The 19,353-nt window shown below is 63.8% G+C and carries 18 protein-coding genes; all 18 read right to left on the bottom strand.

What is annotated here, in order from left to right:
• Positions 1-143: 143 nt before the first annotated feature.
• On the bottom strand, positions 144-1,322 hold the full coding sequence (locus tag FSY59_RS00750; protein WP_003057425.1) for an acyl-CoA dehydrogenase family protein: 1,179 nt from the start codon (positions 1,320-1,322) through the stop codon (positions 144-146).
• Complete coding sequence (locus FSY59_RS00745; protein WP_255439079.1) at positions 1,319-2,458, bottom strand: acyl-CoA dehydrogenase family protein; 1,140 nt, start codon at positions 2,456-2,458, stop codon at positions 1,319-1,321. Before FSY59_RS00745 ends, FSY59_RS00750 begins: the two co-directional genes overlap by 4 nt.
• A 69-nt stretch (positions 2,459-2,527) precedes the next feature.
• On the bottom strand, positions 2,528-3,403 hold the full coding sequence (locus FSY59_RS00740) for an SDR family oxidoreductase (RefSeq protein ID WP_003057429.1): 876 nt from the start codon (positions 3,401-3,403) through the stop codon (positions 2,528-2,530).
• A gap of 59 nt (positions 3,404-3,462) precedes the next feature.
• Complete coding sequence (locus tag FSY59_RS00735; RefSeq protein WP_043376190.1) at positions 3,463-5,025, bottom strand: amidase; 1,563 nt, start codon at positions 5,023-5,025, stop codon at positions 3,463-3,465.
• A gap of 107 nt (positions 5,026-5,132) precedes the next feature.
• Complete coding sequence (locus FSY59_RS00730; protein WP_003057433.1) at positions 5,133-6,287, bottom strand: acetyl-CoA C-acetyltransferase; 1,155 nt, start codon at positions 6,285-6,287, stop codon at positions 5,133-5,135.
• A complete protein-coding gene (locus tag FSY59_RS00725) occupies positions 6,284-7,423 on the bottom strand; it encodes an acyl-CoA dehydrogenase family protein (RefSeq protein ID WP_003057436.1) in 1,140 nt (379 codons plus the stop codon). Before FSY59_RS00725 ends, FSY59_RS00730 begins: the two co-directional genes overlap by 4 nt.
• 17 nt (positions 7,424-7,440) lie before the next feature.
• On the bottom strand, positions 7,441-8,595 hold the full coding sequence (locus FSY59_RS00720; protein WP_003057438.1) for an acyl-CoA dehydrogenase family protein: 1,155 nt from the start codon (positions 8,593-8,595) through the stop codon (positions 7,441-7,443).
• 28 nt (positions 8,596-8,623) lie between these two features.
• On the bottom strand, positions 8,624-9,382 hold the full coding sequence (locus FSY59_RS00715) for an enoyl-CoA hydratase family protein (RefSeq protein WP_029158576.1): 759 nt from the start codon (positions 9,380-9,382) through the stop codon (positions 8,624-8,626).
• A gap of 22 nt (positions 9,383-9,404) precedes the next feature.
• Positions 9,405-10,493, bottom strand: a complete 1,089-nt coding sequence (locus tag FSY59_RS00710; protein ID WP_003057445.1) for a nitronate monooxygenase family protein — start codon at positions 10,491-10,493, stop codon at positions 9,405-9,407.
• Positions 10,490-11,392 carry an enoyl-CoA hydratase gene (locus FSY59_RS00705; protein ID WP_003057447.1) on the bottom strand — a complete coding sequence of 301 codons (903 nt, stop codon included), beginning with the start codon at positions 11,390-11,392 and terminating at the stop codon, positions 10,490-10,492. Before FSY59_RS00705 ends, FSY59_RS00710 begins: the two co-directional genes overlap by 4 nt.
• 1 nt (position 11,393) lies before the next feature.
• Positions 11,394-12,164, bottom strand: coding sequence for an acyl CoA--acetate/3-ketoacid CoA transferase subunit beta (locus FSY59_RS00700; RefSeq protein WP_019043253.1), 771 nt, complete (start codon positions 12,162-12,164; stop codon positions 11,394-11,396).
• A 12-nt stretch (positions 12,165-12,176) separates the two neighbouring features.
• Positions 12,177-13,055, bottom strand: a complete 879-nt coding sequence (locus tag FSY59_RS00695; protein WP_003057453.1) for a CoA transferase subunit A — start codon at positions 13,053-13,055, stop codon at positions 12,177-12,179.
• Positions 13,056-13,071: 16 nt separating this feature from the next.
• The gene (locus tag FSY59_RS00690) at positions 13,072-13,974 is read right to left on the bottom strand and encodes a VOC family protein (protein WP_003057456.1); all 903 of its coding nucleotides are present in this window, start codon (positions 13,972-13,974) and stop codon (positions 13,072-13,074) included.
• 290 nt (positions 13,975-14,264) lie between these two features.
• Positions 14,265-15,347, bottom strand: coding sequence for an alkene reductase (locus FSY59_RS00685; RefSeq protein ID WP_148728289.1), 1,083 nt, complete (start codon positions 15,345-15,347; stop codon positions 14,265-14,267).
• A gap of 11 nt (positions 15,348-15,358) precedes the next feature.
• The gene (locus FSY59_RS00680; protein WP_003057462.1) at positions 15,359-16,006 is read right to left on the bottom strand and encodes a nuclear transport factor 2 family protein; all 648 of its coding nucleotides are present in this window, start codon (positions 16,004-16,006) and stop codon (positions 15,359-15,361) included.
• Between the two features lie 16 nt (positions 16,007-16,022).
• The gene (locus FSY59_RS00675; protein ID WP_019043257.1) at positions 16,023-16,790 is read right to left on the bottom strand and encodes an SDR family NAD(P)-dependent oxidoreductase; all 768 of its coding nucleotides are present in this window, start codon (positions 16,788-16,790) and stop codon (positions 16,023-16,025) included.
• Positions 16,791-16,802: 12 nt separating this feature from the next.
• Positions 16,803-17,534: an SDR family NAD(P)-dependent oxidoreductase gene (locus tag FSY59_RS00670; protein ID WP_019043258.1), complete on the bottom strand. Its 732-nt coding sequence runs from the start codon at positions 17,532-17,534 to the stop codon at positions 16,803-16,805.
• 235 nt (positions 17,535-17,769) lie between these two features.
• Positions 17,770-19,245 carry a short-chain fatty acyl-CoA regulator family protein gene (locus FSY59_RS00665; protein ID WP_050872810.1) on the bottom strand — a complete coding sequence of 492 codons (1,476 nt, stop codon included), beginning with the start codon at positions 19,243-19,245 and terminating at the stop codon, positions 17,770-17,772.
• Between the last annotated feature and the right edge of the window lie 108 nt (positions 19,246-19,353).

Below are 19,353 nucleotides of genomic sequence, written 5' to 3'. Positions count from 1 at the left end.
CTAATGTCGCCGCATGGACATTTCAAAGCAGAAGATGCGGCCAACCACCGGGCAAACCCGGGGTTCGCAGCATCTCTGTCCGGGCCGGGCAGAGCATCTGCCGGCTCATCCGGCGCAAGGGCGGACGCGCCCGATGCACCCGATCAGCGCGGCATGCCCAGTGCGCGCTCGGCCATGAGGTTCATCTGAATCTCGTTGGTGCCGGCATAGATGGTGTCCGCACGGCTGACCAGCCACAGTTGCTGCAGCGCGGCCAGTGCCGGGTCCCTGAGCACCAACCCGCCCTGCTCGCCGAGCACATCCATGGCCAGCTCGCCCAGATCGCGGTGCCAGTTGGACCAGGCGTACTTGGAGACCGAGGCCACGCGAAACGACGTGTTCTCGTCGCTGGAGCGCAGCGCATGGGCGCGCAGGGTCTGCAGCCCCATATCGGCCTTGGCCAGGCGCTGGCGCAACAGCGGGTCCCGGGCCGCGCCATTGCGTCTGGCCAGAGCGACGATCAGATCCAGCTCATGGCGGAAATGCGCCTGCTGGCCCAGCGTTGACGCACCGCGCTCGCAGCCCAGCAGGTACATGGCGACCTTCCAGCCGTCGCCCACGGGGCCCAGATGCAGACCGCCCTCGGTGCGTGCGCCGTCGAAGAAGACTTCGTTGAACTCCGAGGTGCCGGTGATCTGGCGAATCGGGCGCACTTCCACGCCCGGCTGCCTGAGGGGCACCAGCAGCAGCACCATGCCGGCGTGGCGCGCGCTGGCTGCGCTGCCTGCGGCCTCGTCGGTGCGGGCCAGCACAAACACCCATTCGGATTCATGTGCCCAGGAGGTCCAGACCTTCTGGCCGTGGATCACCCATTCACCCGTGTCCGCATCACGGCAGGCCCTGGTGCGGATGCCGGCCAGGTCGGAGCCCGCGCCGGGCTCGGAGTAGCCCTGAGCCCAATAGTCGGTGCCGGCCAGAATGCCAGGCAGGAAACGCTGTTTCTGCTCGGGCGTGCCGAAAGCCATCAGCGTGGGGGCCAGCAGGGTCTCGCCGATATGGCCGATACGGCCCGGGCCGCCGCAGCGCACATATTCCTCGTGAAAAATGACTTGCTGGGCCAGCGGCGCATTGCGGCCGCCGTACCGAGTCTCCCAGCCCAGACCGGTCCAGCCGCCCTTGGCCAGTTCCTGCTCCCATTCCTTGGCCAGCTGCGCGTCATAGCCTTCGGCGCCCAGGCCGCTGGCGTGCTTGAGCGGCGCGAAGCGCCCTGTCAGATGCTGCGCCATCCATTCACGCACTTCGGCGCGAAAGGCCTCGTTGATTTCCGATTCCTGCATCTTCATGCTGCCTCCGTCACACTCTCGTCCAACAAACGCGCTGCCACCTGCTCGCGCCACTGCTCCACCGTACCCAGGCGCTGGCTCGATGCCTGCGCGCGCCGGAAGAACAGATGCGGATCGAACTCCCAGGTAAAGCCCACGCCGCCATGCAGCTGAATGCTTTCACCTGTGGAAAAGAGAGCTGCTTCCGTAGCATCCGTGCGGCATTGAGCAGCAAAATAGCTCAGATCACTTGTATGACCTGCGGTATCTGCTATGAAAGCTGCTGCATAGACGGCAGAGCGCGCGGTCTCCACCTTCACCAGCATCTGGGCTGCGCGGTGCTTGACGCCCTGAAAGCTGCCCACGGCCTTGCCGAACTGCTGGCGCTCCTTGGTGTAGTCCACGGCCAGATCCAGCGCACGCTCGGCCACGCCGACCTGCTCGGCCGCCAGGCCGATGGCGGCCAGATTGCGCGTCTGCGCCCACAGTGGCTCGAGTGCATCGCCATGCATCAGCACGGCTGAGCCGGTGAGCCTCACATTCACGGCCGAGACATCGGCGCTGCTGCGCGTGGCGTCCATCGTCGCCAGCGCTTGCACGCTCAGGCCTTCAGCCCCGGCATTCACCTCCAGCAGGCCCAGAGATCCGCAAGGCAGCGTGGCTGGCAGCAGAAATACATCGGCATGCGCGCCGGAGCCTACCTGGTGCCACTGGCCATCGAGCACCAGAGCATCGCCATCCACCCTGGTGACAGCCGTGGCTGGCAGCTCGCCGCGCACCGTCATGCCCAGCACGCAGATCCGGCCCGAGGCCGCCAGGCGCTCCACCACGCCCAGGCCCTGCTCGGTCTGGCTCAGCGCCTGCCACAACGGCGTCACCGCAACGACGGCGTCAAAGAACGGTACGCAGGCGAGGTGGTAGCCCATCTGCTCCTGCAGCAGCACCAGCTCGCGCCATCCCAGGCCCATGCCGCCCGCCGCTTCGGGCAGGGCCACGCTGCACCAGCCCATGTCCTGCACTTCCTGCCACAGGGCGCGGTCCAGGCCGCCCTCGGTTTCGCAGACCTTGCGCACCCGTGCCGTGCTGCTTTTTTCCTGCAGAAACACCGCGGCGCTTTCGGCGATCATTTTTTGTTCTTCGTTCAGACTTAAATCCATGATGGCTCGCGTCCTGAGTTCTTCATCGAATGGGAAGGCCGGGCACCACGGCCCGGCCGCTTCTCGGGCTCAGGTCCCATAGACTTTCTGAGGCGCCTTGCCCGCGGCGATCAGCTGATCGACGACGCCAGACAGCTCGGCGGGCTCCCAGCGCGCCTGCTTGTCATTGACCTTGCCGGTGAACCAGCCGTCGGCCACGGACAGCTCGCCGCCCTTGGCCTCGAAGCAGCGGCCCGTCACATGGGCAGACTGGGCGCTACCCAGCCAGACGACGATGGAGGCCACGTTCATCGGGTCCCAGACGTCGAAGCCGGACTCGGGCTTCTTGACCATATCGGGCATGGCGCCTTCGGTCATGGAAGTGCGTGCGGCGGGCGCCAGGCAGTTGGCGGTGATGCCGTAGCGCGCCAGCTCGGCGGCCTGCACCAGGGTCAGACCGGCGATGCCGGCCTTGGCCGCGGCATAGTTGCTCTGGCCTATGGAGCCTTGCAGACCGGCGCCGGAGCTGGTGTTGATGATGCGGGCATCCACTTCCTTGCCGGCCTTCTTCTGGTCGCGCCAGTAGCCGCCAAAGACCTTGGCCATGCAGAAGTGGCCGCGCAGATGCACGCGCATGACCATGTCCCAGTCCTCCTCGGACAGGCTCAGGAACATGCGGTCACGCAACACGCCGGCGTTGTTGACGATGACCTGCACATCGCCAAAGGCAGCCAGCGTGGCCTCCAGAATCGATTGCGCACCGGCCACGGTGGTGATGTCACCGTTGTTGGCCAGCGCCTTGCCGCCGGCAGTCCTGACTTCCTCGGCCACGGCCTGGGCGGCTTCGGCGCGGATGTCGTTGACCACCACATTTGCACCTTCTTGCGCGAAGGCCAGCGCATAGGCGCGGCCCAGGCCACCGCCTGCACCGGTGATGACGACGGTTCTCTGGTTGCAAATACCCATTTGTTTCCCCTTTTGCTTGCTGTGCAGAACAGGCCCGCAGCCTGTCTGCGCTCTTGAAATCACGCTTTGAAAACCGACAGATCGGGCTGACGATGGGCCCAGGGCACGGATTGCTCCAGCTGCGCTGCCAGCGCCAGCAGACGACCTTCGCGGCCGAACGGCGCCGCAAAGTGCGCGCCGATCGGCAGCCTGTCCGCCGTCCAGTGCATGGGCACGGACATGGCGGGCTGACCCGTCATATTGAAAAGGGCGGTATAGGGCGACGCCTTGACGGCCTCGCGTGCAAACGAGTCATAGGGCTGGTCCAGCGTCAGAACGCCCAGCAGCGGTGGCGGCACGGCCATCACGGGAGTCAGGATCAGGTCGTACTTGAGAAAGAAGCGGTCCAGAATCTGGCCGGCGGTATCGAAGTTGGTGCGCGCCATCAGCATCTGCTCGGCGGTATAGGACCTGGCCTTTTCCAGGTACAGCCAGTCCATCTGCTCGAGTTCGTCCTGGCGTACGGCGCGACCCAGCAGCTTTTCGCGGGCGCGGATGCTGGCCATCATGCCCACCGAGGTCACCACGCCCAGACCCGAGAACACCTCTGCCACCGGCAGCTCGGGCATGTCCTCGACGATTTCATGGCCCAGCGCCAGGCAGGCCTTGATGGCCTTGTCCACGGCCGCCTGACAGTCCGCATGCACGGGAATGCCAAAGTAGTTTCTGGTCCAGACGGCGATCTTGAGCTTTTTGGGCGCCTGCCTGAGGGCCTCCAGGTAGCTGCCCTCCACATCGCGCGGCGGTACGGTGCGCGAGCCCGGCTCGCGCCCCTGCGTCAGATCGAGCAGATGGGCGCTGTCGCGCACGCTGCGGCTGATGACATGGTTCATGGACAGGCCCATCCAGCCTTCCATGTTGGCCGGGCCGGCAGGCAGACGCCCACGGCTGGGCTTGAGGCCGAACAGGCCGCAGTGCGAAGCGGGAATGCGGATGGAGCCACCGCCGTCGCTGGCATGGGCCACGGGCACAATGCCTGCGGCCACCACCGATGCCGCGCCCCCCGAGGAGCCGCCCGTGGTGTGGGCCGCATTCCAGGGATTGGGCGACTGCCCGTAGAGCAGGGACTCGGTCGTGGGCGTCTGGCCGAACTCGGGCGACGCCGTCTTGCCGAAGATATTGAGGCCGGCCGCCTTGTAGCGTGCCACCAGAGTGCTGTCGTGCTCTGCCACCGCCCCCTTGAAGAAACGGCAGCCATTGGTGGTGACCGTACCCTTCAGATACTGGTTCAGGTCCTTGAGCAAAAATGGCACACCCCACATCGGCGCCCTGGCAGTAGCCTCGGCACGCGCAGCGCTGCCCAGTGCCGACATCTGCCTGGCCTGATCGCGTGCCAGCTCGTAGTCCTTGATGACCACCGCGTTGAGCTTGGGCAGGGCCTCGGTGCGCGCAATCGCGGCCTCCAACGCTTCCAGCGGCGTGATATCGCCCCGGCGGAGCTGCTCCGCCCAGGCATAGCCGTCCACAGCGACTGCCGAACTCTTCTTCTGCGCGGCCATCGCCGGCATGGTCGCCGCTGCGGCCACGGCACCTGCGCCCTGAATAAAGCCGCGACGATCCACACCCTGATTCACTGATTCCATGGTCTCCATCCTTTTGTTGTTCGAGATTCAAGCGCCGCGTGCCCACTGCCTTGGGGGCGCTGGCCCAGGGTTTTGCAGCAGGCGCCCGAGCGCCCGCAGGGCGGCCATCAGAGACGTTCGATGATGGTGACGTTGGCCTGACCTCCGCCTTCGCACATGGTCTGCAGACCGAAGCGGCCGCCGGTGCGCTCCAGCTCGTGCAGCAGCGTGGTCATGAGCTTGGCGCCCGAGGCCCCCAGCGGATGGCCCAGCGCAATCGCGCCGCCGTTGACATTGGTCCTGGCTGGGTCGTAGCCGGTTTCCTTGAGCCAGGCCATGACCACGGAAGCGAAAGCCTCGTTGATCTCGACCAGGTCGATGTCGGACATCGTCATGCCCGCCTTCTTGAGCGCGTATTGCGTGGCTGGAATCGGCGCAGTCAGGTGCCAGATCGGATCATCGGCGCGCACGCTAATGTGGTGAATGCGGGCGCGGGGCGTGAGGTGGTAGCGCTTGAGCGCGGCCTCGGACACCACCAGCACGGCGGCAGCCGCATCGCAGGTGGAGCTTGAGACGGCTGCAGTGATGGAGGGATAGTCGGGATCCACCGGCTCCAGCGTGGCCATCTTCTCCAGGGTCGAAAGGCGTGCCGTTTCGTCCATCCCGAAATCGCCGAATGGCACGATTTCACGGTCGAAGCGTCCCTCGGCAATCGCCTTCAGGGCCCGGTCATGGCTTTCCTTGGCAAACACCTCCATGTCGCCGCGGCTCAGGCCCCAGTGATCGGCAATGCGCTGGGCGGCATAGAACTGGTTGACGGGCGCGCTGCCGAAGCGGGCCTGCCAGCCCTTGCTCTCGGCAAACGGCGTGCTAAAGCCCAGAGGCTGACCGGCCAGCATGGCCGACGAGATCGGAATCGCGCTCATGGTCTGCACGCCACCGGCCAGCACCACATCCTGCGTGCCGCTCATCACGGCCTGGGCCGCAAAATGAATGGCTTGCTGGGACGATCCGCACTGGCGGTCGATCGTGGTGCCGGGCACATTCAGGGGCATGCCGGCCGCCAGCCAGGAAGTACGGGCGATGTCGCCGGCCAGGGCGCCGATGGTGTCCACGCAGCCAAAGATCACGTCGTCGTAATCGGCTGCGGGAATGTCGTTGCGCTCGACCAGCGCCTTGATCACATGGGCGCCGAGGTCGGCGCCGTGCACGGCGGCAAGAGAGCCCTTGCGCTTGCCGGTGGGCGAGCGCAGTGCATCAACGATATAGGCCTGGGCGCTCATGCAGCCACCTCTTCATCCATGTTTCTGATGGCATCTTGCGCAGAGCAGGAGCCGCATGAATCGAATTCCCGATCAAAGGTCGCGCCAGGCCCCACGGGAGCATTGGGACTGCGCAGCAGGCCCTGGGTCAGGCGCGCCGCGTGGTATGCCTTATCGCCCCAGGCGGCATCCAGCACCCAGGCACGCTTCATGAACATCTGCAGATCGACTTCCCAGGTGTAGCCCATGGCGCCATGCACCTGCAGGCTGTTGCGCGCGGCAAACCAGCTCGCTTCACTGCACTGGAGCTTGGCGTGCGAGATACGTACGGCCAGATCGGGTTCGCCATGCTGCAGCGCATAGAAGGCGCGGTAGAGCACGGGTTTGGCAAACTCGATCCTGGTGACGATATCGGACAGGTGATGCTGCACAGCCTGGAAGCTGCCGATGACCTTGTCGAACTGCTTGCGCTGTGCCACGTAGTCCACGGACAGGTCAAGCATGCGCTGGGCCAGGCCCAGCATCTGGGCAGCGGCAGCGAGCGCGCCGCGCTCGCCTGCAGTGTCCCAGACCTTCTGGCCCTGAGTGCCGTCGAGCAGGCGAGTGGTATCGGATGGTGTCCAGCGTACCTGCGACAGGCGGCGCGAAGAGTCGATGCTGCTCAGCGCCGTGATCTCGCACTGCTCGGGCTTGAGCAGATGCAGTTCCAGGCCAGTGGCCGTGGCGTGCGGCAGCAGCAGCACATCGGCCAGCGCGGCATCCGCCACATGGGGATTGACGGGATGACCCACGGCCACGCGGCAGTTGCCCGCAGCGATCCTGGAGAGCCAGACACGGCTTTCATGCCCATCATGCAAGGCGCCCAGCATGCCCACAGCCACATAGGCGGTGTCGCTCAGGGAATCGGGCAGCGCGTAATAGCCCACCTCCTGCAGCAGCAGCGCCCAGTCCACATCGGCCAGACCCATGCCGCCATCGGCTTCGGGTGCCGACAGACCCATCAGGCCCTGCTCGGCAATCCTGGCCCACAGCTCGGGGCTGCGGCCGCTCGGAGTTTCCCAGATGTCGCGCAACAGCTCGGGAGCCGCTTCGGTCATCAGAAAGCGGCTGATCGAGTCGCGGAATGCGATCTGATCTTCGGTAAAGGTGAAGTCCATGATTGTCTCTCTGCCGGTCAGGATTTGGGCAGGCCCAGCATGCGCTGGGCGATGATGTTGCGCTGGATCTCGTTGCTGCCCGCGTAGATGGGGCCGGCCTGCGAGAACAGAAAGCCTTCCAGCCATTCGTTGGCCTCGGCGTCATCGATGAGCTCGGCCCGCGCGCCCAGAATGCGCATTGCGGTCTCGTGAATCATGATGTCCAGCTCGGACCAGACGATCTTGTTGGTGCTGGCCTCGGCCCCGATCTGCGCACCCTTGTGCAGGCGACCCACCGTGTGATAGGAGGACAGCGTGTACGCCTCCGCCCCCTGCCAGGCACGCAGAACAGCATCGCGAATGGAATGATCGCGGTCGGCATCGACCTGGTTGCGCAGATACAGGTCCACCAGCTTCTGCGCGCTGCGCTGATAGCGGGCGGGAGAGCGCAACAGCAGGCCGCGCTCGAAGCCCGCAGTGGCCATCGCCACATGCCAGCCCTTGCCCTCCGCGCCCAGCAGGTTCTCCGCAGGTACCTCGACATCGTCGAAGAAGATTTCGGCGAAGTGTTCACGGCCGTTGATGGCGCGGATCGGACGCACGGTGATGCCGGGCGTGTTCAAGGGCACCAGGATGTAGCTCAGTCCATGGTGGCGGCTCGATGTAGGGTCGCTGCGAAACAGGCCGAACACCCAGTCGGCAAAGATGGCGCGGGTGGACCAGATTTTCTGGCCGTTCAGTATGAACTTGTCGCCCTTGCGGATGGCGCGACTGCTGATGGCCGCCATGTCGGAGCCGGCATTGGGCTCGGACCAGCCCTGGGCCCACATATCGTCGCAGCGCGCCATGCGGGGCAGAAAGCGGGCCTTCTGCTCGGGTGTGCCGAACTCCATCAGCGTGGAGCCCAGCAGCAGGATGCCGTTCTGGTTCACGCGGGCTGGCGCATCGACCGCCCAGTACTCTTCCTCGAAGATCAGCCACTCTGTCAGGTCGCAGCCGCTGCCGCCCAGATCCTTGGGCCAGGTCACGGCGCTGTAGCCCGCGCTTGCCAGCCTGGCTTCCCACTGGCGGTGCTGCTCGAAGCCCTCGCGGGTGTCATAGCTTTGCAGACGCTGCCTGGGCACGTTGTCCCTGAGCCATTCACGTACCTGGGCACGGAAGGCCTTCTGCGCTGGGGTGTATGTCAAATCCATGGTTGTCTCCTCTTCGCGCTATCGGTGCTCAGAACTTGGCGTCGCGCTTTTCCACGAAGGCGCTGCGCGTCTCGGCGGAGTCGGGGCTCATATAGGCCTGCAGGGTGAAACCCTGCTCCCAGCGGTACTTGTCTTCGAGATTGCCGTCCTCGATGCCGGTCAGCGCCTCCTTGGCGATGCGGATCATGGCGGGGCTCTTGGCAGCAATCCGGTTGGCGATGTCCATGGCGGTGTCGCGCAGCTGCTCGCGGGGAACCACACGCTCGATGGCCCCCAGGCGCTGGGCCTCTGCCGCAGCTATCATCTCGCCCGTGAAGAACAGGTAGCGGGTTTTCTGCACGCCGAACATGCGCTGCAGATGGGCGGCCCCGCCCATGGCGCCGCGGTCCACTTCGGGCAGGCCGAAGGTAGCGTCTTCGGCCGCGATCACGATGTCGGATGCGCCGCAGATACCGATGCCGCCGCCCAGCACAAAGCCGTGCACGGCGGTGATCACCGGCACCTTGTTCAGATGCACGGCCTTGAAGGTGGCGTAGTTGCCTGCGTTCACCTCAAGAATGAGCTTGTCGTTCTCGGCCAGCTCCTTGATGTCCACACCGGCGCAAAAGCCCCGGTTCTCGGCGCGAATGACGATCACGCGCACCTCGGGCCTGTCGCCCAGCGCCTGGATTTCCCGGGCCAGACCACTCCAGCCGGCGGCATTCAGGGCATTCACCGGAGCGCGGTCGATCACCAGCTCTGCCACGCCGTTGTCATGAATAGTGGAATGAAATTGTTGAGTGGACATATCCGGTCTCGTTGGCTTGTTGTTATGCGGGAGTCAATGCGTTCAATGCGTTGCGACGGTCCATGGCCTGGCGGACGATGCCGCCTATCACTTCCTCGCAGCTGTCGAGCCTGCCGATCAGCGCGGCCACCTGCCCGGCGGACATCACGCCGTCGGCCGGGTTTCCATCGACCATGGAGCGCTGCAGCAACATGGGTGCGTTGGCGGCCATCACGGTCTGAGCCACCGAAGAAGAATCCTCGCGCAGGGCTTTCATGAAGATGCTCAGGGCCTGGCCGGTGGTCATGCCGGTCTCGGCCTTCCACTGAAGTGCCAGGCTCAGGGCAATGCGCAAGCGTTTCATGGGACTGGCCTTTTCCAGCATGGCCAGGTACTCGTTGGGAATCATTCGCTGCGGCATGCCATCGACCAGATGCGAGACGGCGATCTTTTCCGCATCCCTGGCGGCCAGATAGCGCTGCAGCGTGGCAGCGGGCACCTTGGAATCACTGGTCATCAAAAACCGCGTGCCCATGGCAATGCCCGATGCGCCGTAGGCCAGCGCAGCCAGCAGACCGCGCCCGTCATAGAAGCCTCCGGCGGCGACCACCGGAACCTGGACAGCATCCACCACCTGGGGCAGCAGCACCGTGGTGGGCACGCTGCCGGTATGGCCGCCCCCTTCGCCGCCCTGCACGGTGATGGCATTGGCTCCCATCTCGATCGCCTTCTGGGCGTGCTTCAGGGCTCCCACGGTGGGCATGCAGACAATGCCGGCCTCGCGCAGCCGGCCTATCACCTTCTTGTCCGGGCCACGGCCGTAGCTGACCGCACGCAGCCGATACTTCACGGCCAGGTCCAGCAGCTGCTGGGCGTTGGGCTGGAACATGTGAAAGTTCAGCCCGAAAGGCTGGTCGTCGGTCTCGCGCTTGACGCGCAGGATTTCGGCCTCGATCCTGTCGGCAGCAATGGTGGCACCGGCCAGGAAGCCGAAGCCGCCGGCATTGGTAGTCCCTATCACCAGATCGGCCCCCGCCACATAGCCCATGGCCGTCTGGATGACGGGATAGCGGCACCCCAGCAGGTCGCAAAGAGGAGTGCGCAGACTGCCCATGTCGTTCATATTGCTCATGCCTTTGACTCTTCTTTGTTGGCCTTGGCCATGGACCTGGCGTCCTGGCCGCCCAGTTGCCCCATGCCCATCGCCTGGCTGTGCGCGTGGGCAAAGTGGTGGTAGCCAAAAGCCATGTCCATGGTGGAGCGCAGGCCCTGCAGTTCCTCGGCCTTGTTGACGACCAATTTGGTCAGCGCCATGCCCAGACGCGGCTGGGCCGCCATGCGCTGGGCCATGGCATAGACCTGGTCCTCAAGCTCGGCACGCGGCACCACCCGGTTGACCATGCCCATCTGATAGGCGCGCTCTGCCGGCATGCGCTCGCCCAGCAGCAGAAACTCCTTGGCAATGCGCGGATGCAGCTCGTGGGCATGGGCGAAGTACTCCACGCCGGGAATGCCCATGCGCACCACGGGGTCCTGGAAAAACGCATCATCGCTGGCCACGATCAGATCGCAGACCCAGGCCAGCATCAGGCCGCCCGCCACGCATGCTCCCTGCACCATGGCAATCATGGGTTTGGGGATCTCGCGCCAGCGCCGGCACATGCCCAGATATACCTCCTGCTCGCGGGCAAACAGCTGCTCTCCCCCGGGTTTGTTGGTGTGATCCCACCACAGGTGAACGCGGTCGAACGGCTTGTTGATGTCGCGGCCGGGCGTGCCGATGTCATGACCCGCGCTGAAGTGCCGGCCCTCGCCGCGCAGCACGATGACCTTGACGCTGTCGTCATCGGTCGCCTTGCGCAAGACTGCATCCAGCGCATAGGTCATCTGCGAGTTCTGCACGTTGTTGAACGTGGGCCGATTCATGGTGACCGTGGCAATGCCGTTGTCCACGCTGTAGAGCACGGGCTCGCCGGTTTCATAGACGGCCATGTCCTCACGCGTCACAAATTCGCTGGATGCATGCTGCATATCAGGCTCCCATGGCCGTAGCGCGCAGATTGTGCGGATCGAGCTGGGCCAGCAAGGCCAGTTGCTCGGGTGTGGGATCAGGCGTCACGCCCACGTCCTCGGGAACGTGAATCGGAAAGCCGGTGGCTTCCCTGACCTGTGCCGCAGTCACGCCGGGATGCAGCGACACCAGGCGCATCTGATGACTGGGACCGCCAAAGTCCATCACACACAGATTGGTGAAGATGAAGCGGATGTCCGTGGTCTCCTCCAGCGTCCAGCCCTTGGCCAGGCGCGCGCTGTTGTAGCCCACGCTGCCCACGGCATCGACCTCGCCCGACACAAAAACCTTGGTGCTGTGATTGGGCACGAAGAAGGAGTTGGCGTGATTGATGGAGTTGCCGGGAAAGCCGCGCACGCCCAGCATCATGGACTTGGGGCGTGCGTAGTCGCTGCCCACCATGGAGATATTGCCCTGACCGAAGCGGTCGACCTGCACGGGCCCCACCATGGCGTGGCGCTTGCCTCCCCAGACGTTGTCGAAGATGCGCGAGAAGCCCATCCAGTTTTCACGCTTGATCTTGTAGTCTCCGCGAGGGCCTACGGGCACGGGCTCGTTGACCACCCAGGCCTCGGAGTCCGTCATGATCAGATCGGTGTTGATGGACCGCATGCACAGCGAGGCCGCCAGTCGCGGCACCAGGCCGATGCCGGTGGCCAGTACCTCGCCGTCGTTTTCCCAGGCACGTGCCGCGGCGCAGATGACGCGATCTACCAATGCAATTTCACTCATCTCTTGGCCTCCTCAGAACACAGGCAGGGGCAGGCGCTTGATTGCTTCCATGCCACCCACTTTTTCCAGATATTCCTGCTCCGTGCACTGCACGTATTTCTGCTGGTAGCTGTCCCAGCCGCCCTCTTCCTTGCTGCTGGCCACGTATTCCTTGAAGTGCTTGACATCAAAGCCATACAGGGGCGCGCAGGACGATGGGTGGGCACCACCTGGCAGGTGCACCACGCCCGTGGTTTCGGAACGCTCCCAGAACACCAGTCGCGCGGCTTGCTCCGACTCGAAGCTGCTGCTCTCGACCAGTTCGTCGCAGCTCACAAAGGTGTTGGTCGCGGCGCGCGCAAACAGGTCGTCCATATAGATGTCGGGGCCGGCAATCTGGCAGACGCCGCGGGAGTCCGCGCGATCCACATGCAGCAGGGCCACATCGAGATCGATGGCGGGCATCGCCACCCATTCCTTGCCGTCGTAAGGCGACTCGATCAGGCGGATGGAGCGGTTGTGCTTGAGCACATCGGTACCCAGGCCGACCCGGGTCGGGATATAGGGAATGCGCATGCCGGCCGCCTTCAGGCCCAGCACCATATGACCCTCGTCAATTTCCATGACTTCGATCTCGCCGCTCTGGCGCGCCTTGCGGAAATAGGGCTCCAGCGGAATGAAGTCCAGCGACACGAAGGCAAAGATCAGCTTGCTGACCTTGCCGGCCGCGCACAGCATGCCCACATCGGCGCCGCCATAGGCCACCACGGTCAGATCCTTGACGGGGCTGCGCAACAGCTCGCGCACCAGGGCCATGGGCTTGCGCCTGGGACCCCAGCCACCGATACCAATCGTCATGCCATCCTTGATGGATGCCACAACGTCCTTCGCTGTCATCAATTTATTGGCCATGTCTCCAAGCCTCCTATCAGTTGTTTTCAGGGCGGCCCACGCTGAAGTCGTGCCCCCAGAGGCTTACGGTCGTGAACTCATGCGTGATGTGGTGATCCCAGTCGATGATGGCGCCGCCATAACCGAACTCCAGGTCGAAATTGGAGGGCGTCTTCATGTAGAACGAGATCATCTTGTCGTTGGTGTGCTGACCCAGGGTGGCCGACAGCTTGACCTGGCTCTTTTGCATGCGGTCCATGGCACGGCCCACTTCGGGCATGTTGTCCACTTCCACCATCACGTGCACGCAGCCCGATGCGCAAGGGAACTCGGCCAAGGCCAGGCTGTGGTGACGGCCGTTGGCGCAGTGGAAGAAATGGATGCGGACCGTGGGACCGGCATCGCCTGCAGGCTTGAAGTTGTAGATATCCGAAAGACCAAAGCCCAGCACATTGCGCACAAAGGCCACCGTCTTTTCGAAGTCGGGAGCGGGCAGCACGGTGTGGCCCAGACCATAGTCGCCGGTGATAAAGCGCGACACCCCCTGGGGCGATGCGAAATGGCTGAAGTCGGACTTGAAGCCCCAGACGATCTCATGACGGTTTCCGGACGGATCCATCACGATGGCCAACTCCTGCACACGGCGCTTGGTACACAGTTCGGAGCTACCCATTTCGTAGTGCACATCAGCGGCCTGCAACACCTTGAGCGCCTGTTCGAAAGCCTCCTTGTCGGCCACTTCCCAGCCGGATGCAGCGTACTTGTCCATGCTGCCAGGCTGCACCTGGAAGCGGAACTGACGCTCGTCCATCTTGATCAGCAGATCGCCATCGGCAGTGGTGCTGGGCATCATGCCAAGCACATCGCGTGCGTAGCTGACCCAGCGATCCAAATCAGAGCTCTCGGCGACAACGTACGCAAGTCCACGTATTTCCATCATGATGTCGGGGCCTCCAACCCAAATCCTGTAGTGATGCTGAGGATTCTGAAGAGGAGAGTCTTGGCAAACATCGTCCATTGAGACTAACGATTTGTGGCCGATTTACCCAAATTTCATAGCATCCGTACCATATTCGACATGCGATTCAGCGCAACAGACTAGAGCGCTTTCCGCCCTTGCGAGCAGACTGCTCCGGCAGGCCTGCAACAGCCGTGAAAACCCGGGGTACAAAAAAGGCCGCATCCCCGAAGGAAATGCGGCCAACACGATGAACTCGGTTTCCGGACGGATCAGGCGGTCTGCGCCTCCTGTGCCGGTGCATAGTCGTTGTAGCCTCGGGCGCCGGGGGTATAGAGCGTGTTGCGGTCAAACCTGGACAGAGGCAGGCCCTGGCGCATGCGCTGCACCAGATCCGGGTTGGCAATGAAATGCCGCGCAAAAGACACTGCCAGCCCCTCGCCCGCCTGCAGCGCAGCTTCGGCACTTTGTGCATCAAAGCCGTCGTTGAGAATCAGGCTCTCGCCAAAGTTCTCTCGCGCCAGCTTGAAGGCATCGATGGAGGGATCGAAGACCGAACGCATCACATGCAGATAGGCAATGCCCAGCTTGGCGGCCTGACGCATCAGCTCAGCATGCGTGGCTGCGGAGTTTTCATCCGCCGTGTCATTGAAGGTGTTGCCGGGATTCAGGCGCAGCCCCACGCGCTCGATGCCGATGGCTTCTCCCATCGCGCCCAGGCATTCCACGGCGAAACGTGAGCGACTGCTGGCGTTGCCACCATATTCGTCGGTACGCCGGTTGGTGCTGGAGTGCAGGAACTGCAGACTCAGGTAACCGCTGGTGCCATGCAGCTCGACGCCGTCAAAGCCCGCATCCATGGCCCGTCTGGCAGCGGCGGCATGCTCGGCAATCGCCTTGCGCACCTCTTCGGTGGTCAGTGCCTGGGGCAGGTCGAAATCCTGCATGCCCGCGGCATCGGTCCAGATCTTGCCTTGTGCCTGAATGGCGCAGGCCGACACCGAGCGCACGCCTGCGGGCTTGATACGGCAGCTGCCGATGCGACCGGAGTGCATGATCTGCAGCACGATGGATCCGCCACGGGCATGCACCGCATCCGTCACACGGCGCCAGGCGCGCACATGGGCCGCGGTCTCGATGCCGGGCTGGCGGCAGTAGGCCTGACCCGTGACCTCGGGCCAGGCCCCTTCGGCCACGATCAGGCCGGCATCACCACGCTGGCCGTAGTGCTCGGCCATGATGTCCGTGGGCGTGCCATCGGCATCGGCACGGTTGCGCGTCATGGGAGCCATGACCACGCGGTTCTGCAGGGCAATCCGGCCCAGCTGGACAGGTGTGAAAAGCATTTGACTCATGCCGGCTCTCCTTAGCGCACACGCATGCGCGGCGCCGGTGTACCGCGGCGCATGGTTCTGAGGAATTGCTCCAGTGGCGCAGGTGCGGCCACCTGCGGCAGCTGGTCCTTGCCGGGACGCTGGGCCCAGAACTCCTTCCAGCTCGGGAACAGCTCGTGGAAGGCGCCATGGTAGGGCTCCCGGCCGGGCCAGCGCATCTTCATGTCGCCAATCGGCGGCTTGTTCAGATCCGTGGCATACCAGTAGCAGGGCAGACGGCGGCGGAAGTACCACTGACCGTCGATGCGCTCGTAATCGTCCCAGTACAGCATCTGCATGATGACCCACTCGGCACCGCACTCATGCTCGTTCTTTGAATAGACCACGCCGGTGGCGTGATCGCGGTCCACGAACTCGATGATGTGCTGGCCCAGGTGGTGCGAGGTCCCCGTGAACTGGTCACGCAGCGTGCTGTCCTGCCAGGCCATGAAATGCGCACGCCCCACTTTTTCCTTGCCCACCTTGATATCGGGAGCAAACAGGTTCACATGGGCGTCCATGTCACGCATGTCCAGCGACAGGGAGTACTTGCCGGCCAGCTGACGAATCGCATCCAGCGACTCCAGCCTGTCGATACGCTCTTCGAGCGTTTGTGGCCACTGATTCACGGGTTCACTCATCTCTTCAGACTCTTTCTTACAGCGCGGTCACCAGCACGGCGGAACGACCGCCGTCCACGGGCAGGGCGGCACCTGTCACATAGCTGGCTTCGTCGCTGGCCAGGAACAGCACGGCATTGGCCAGCTCGCGGGACTGCCCCACGCGCCCCATGGGAATGAGTTTTTCGGTGGTCTTGCGCGAGGCTTCATCGGCCAGCATGCCGGCCGTGGCAGGCGTTTCCACCACGGCGGGGATCACCACGTTCACACGGATGCCTGCTGCAGCACCTTCGGCAGCCGCCGCACGCGAGAAGTTGATGATGGCTGCCTTGGCCGCCGAGTAACCCGACATATAGGGCGTGCCCAGCGTGCCGCAGATGGAGCTGATATTGACGATGGAGCCGCCCTTGCCGGCCATCAGCTTCAGCGCCGTGCGGGTGCCCCAGAAAGTGCCGTCCACCGACGTGGTGAAATTGGCATGCCAGTCCGCCGTGGTCATGCCGTCGATGCCGCCCCAGGTATAGGCCATGGCGTTGTTGACGAGGATGTCCAGGCTGCCATGCTTTTTGGCCGTCTGCTCCAGCGCTCCGACAAACTGGGCTTCGTTGCCCACGTCGGCCACGATGGCCTCGGCACTGCCGCCGCCAGCCTTGATCCTGGCCACGACGTCATCGAGAGGCTCCTTGCGGCGACCGCAGATCACAACGGTCGCGCCCTCCTGTGCGAAACGCTCGGCCGTTGCTGCACCGATACCGGAGCCGCCACCCGACACAAATGCAATCTTGCCTTGCAGACGCTTGTTCATGTTTTTCTCTCCTTACAGGAAGGCGCTGCCGCCGTTGACGGCCAGGTTCTGCCCTGTCACAAAGCCACTGTCGTCGCTGGCCAGGAACACGGCCACCTTGGCGATGTCTTCGGGCTCAGCCATGCGACCCATGGGCACGCCGGCGATGATGGCATCGGCCCATTCCTGGGGAATGCCCTGCATCATGGGCGTGTTGGTGGGACCAGGAACCAAGGTGTTCACGCGGATCTTCTTGGACGCCAGTTCCTTGGCCATGCCGCGGGTCAAGCCCATCAGGGCCGCCTTGGAAGCGCAGTAATGGGCAGGGCCGTCACCGCTGACTGCCGAGGTGCTGGAGATGTTGACGATGGCTCCGCCCTTTCCTTGCTGCATCTGCCTGACCGCCGCACGAGCGCAGTAGAACGCGCCGTTCAGGTTCACGCCGATCACGCGCTCCCAGGTCGCGTCGGGAATATCGGCAAACTGGTCCACCGAGCCCACACCGGCGTTGTTCACCAGCACGTCGACGGCACCCAGCTTTTCGCGGATCTCGACAAACAGCGTGTCGACCGCTGCGCTGTCGGCCACGTTGACGGAACGGGCCAGATGCTTGCCGTCCTTGCCTTCCAGGGTCTGCCTGGCGGCTTCTTCGTTCAGGTCCACGGCCACCACGGTGGCGCCTTCATCGGCATAGCGCTGAGCGATCGCGCGCCCCATGCCCTGGCCTGCTCCCGTGACCACAGCCACTTTTCCCGCTAAACGCATTTTTTGTCTCCTGGTTGATGTGCAATCAAAACGTGGAGACAGCGTATGAAGAAATCAGCCCCGGCCCATCGTCCAACAAGACTAAGTAAATTGGCGCGCATCGCTATTGCCTCAATAGCTTCAGACGCCATGCAGGATTGCGTTTCAGTGAATTTTCATGGCTTTCAGTCAGCGGTTTGCAGCCATCCGGCCTCGGCGGCCTTGGCCCCAGCTTCGCATCGCATGGCAGCAAGCACTAGCCACCATAGGGAACAAAGCCGCTCTCGTTTTCGTTGACCTGGAGCGGTGTGGCCACATAGGGAAAGGCGCGTTGCGGGCAAGCCCCGCGCTCACAAACCTTGCAGCCCATGCCGATGGGAGTCGCAGCAGCGGTATTGCGCAAATCCATGCCTTGGGAATACACCAGCCGTGCAGCGTGCTGCAGGTCACAGCCCAGACCGATGGAAAAAGTCTTGCCCGGCGCACCCCAGCCCGGGCCGGCCTGGCTGATGGTGCGGGCAATCCATAGGTAGATCCGCCCGTCCGGCATGCTGGCGAGCTGGGGAACGATGCGGCCCGGCTGGGTAAACGCCTCATACACCCCCCACAGCGGGCAGGTGCCGCCAGTCTTGGAGAAGTGGAAATGCGTGGCCGACTGACGCTTGCTGATATTGCCTGCCCGGTCCACGCGAATGAAGAAAAACGGAACCCCCGGTGCATCAGCGCGCTGCAAGGTGGAGAGGCGGTGGCATACGGTCTCGAAGCCCACGCCGAAACGGCTGGCCAGCAGGTCGATGTCGTAGCGCAGACTTTCGGCCGCGCGCAGGAATTCGCCATAAGGCAGCACGAATGCACCTGCCACATAGTTGGCCAGACCCACGCGCGCCAGCCGCCGCGTGGCCTCATCCTGCCAGGGCGCGCCTTGCAGCTCCGTGGCAATCAGTGCATCAAACTCCAGCAGTGCCAGCTGTGTGGCCAGCTGAAATGCCTGCTGCATGGGACTGAGCTGCGCTGCCACATACAGGGTGCGAGTGGACGCATCGTATCGCCTATGGCTGCTGGCCGTCTCTGCGTTTGCGGCATGGGAACGCAGGACCAGCACCCCATGTCGCGCCTGCAGACGGTATTGCAGCCAATCCTGCAGATGACCGCCTTGCTCCGCAGCCTGTCGAGCCAGTGATTCGGCAGCTCTGTCGAGCCCATCGAAGTGATTGCGGCGGGCAAAAAAGAAGTCACGCACGGCCTCGAACGGCATCTGGCGCGAGGGTTGCGTCAGCAAGCCTGCCATTGCCGCCTTGCCATTGACCGCCCCGCCTCCGTCCTGCCCGGCACGGCCATCGCCCAGATGGGCGCTCAAGGCCTCCAGCCGCTGGGCATCGGCCAGGTGGCGCTGGTGCATGGCCAATAGTGCCTGCGCCAGTTGCGGCAGCCTGGCCGCAACCTCGCGCAACTCGGGCAGCGGCACCGCAGCTTCGGGCAGCGGCATGGCTGCCACTGCATCGCGCAGCTGTGCCAGCAGGCGAGCCTCCTCGTCCTCTGAGAACTGCTGAATATCGACGCCCAGAACCTTGTGAATCCGGAGCAGCACAGACACCGTGAGCGGGCGCTGATCCTGCTCGATCTGGTTCAGATAACTCGGTGACAGCTCCAGCGCCTGTGCCAGCGCCACCTGCGTGAGCCCACGCTCGGCACGCAGGCTGCGCAGGCGTACGCCCATGAAGGTCTTGGCCATTGGCTTGCTCCTTGTTTGTTGATCTTAGAAATTCGCAAAATTCGCAAATGCGTGCATTCAGTTTCGCAAGCATTCACCAATTCAGTTCTATACGCAGAGAAAGCAAAT

This window comes from Comamonas sp. Z3 (assembly GCF_008121565.1).
In the GTDB taxonomy this organism is placed as follows: domain Bacteria; phylum Pseudomonadota; class Gammaproteobacteria; order Burkholderiales; family Burkholderiaceae_C; genus Comamonas; species Comamonas brasiliensis.
The sequence above is the reverse complement of the archived record's forward strand: the minus strand, read 5'-3'. Positions and strand labels throughout refer to the sequence as shown.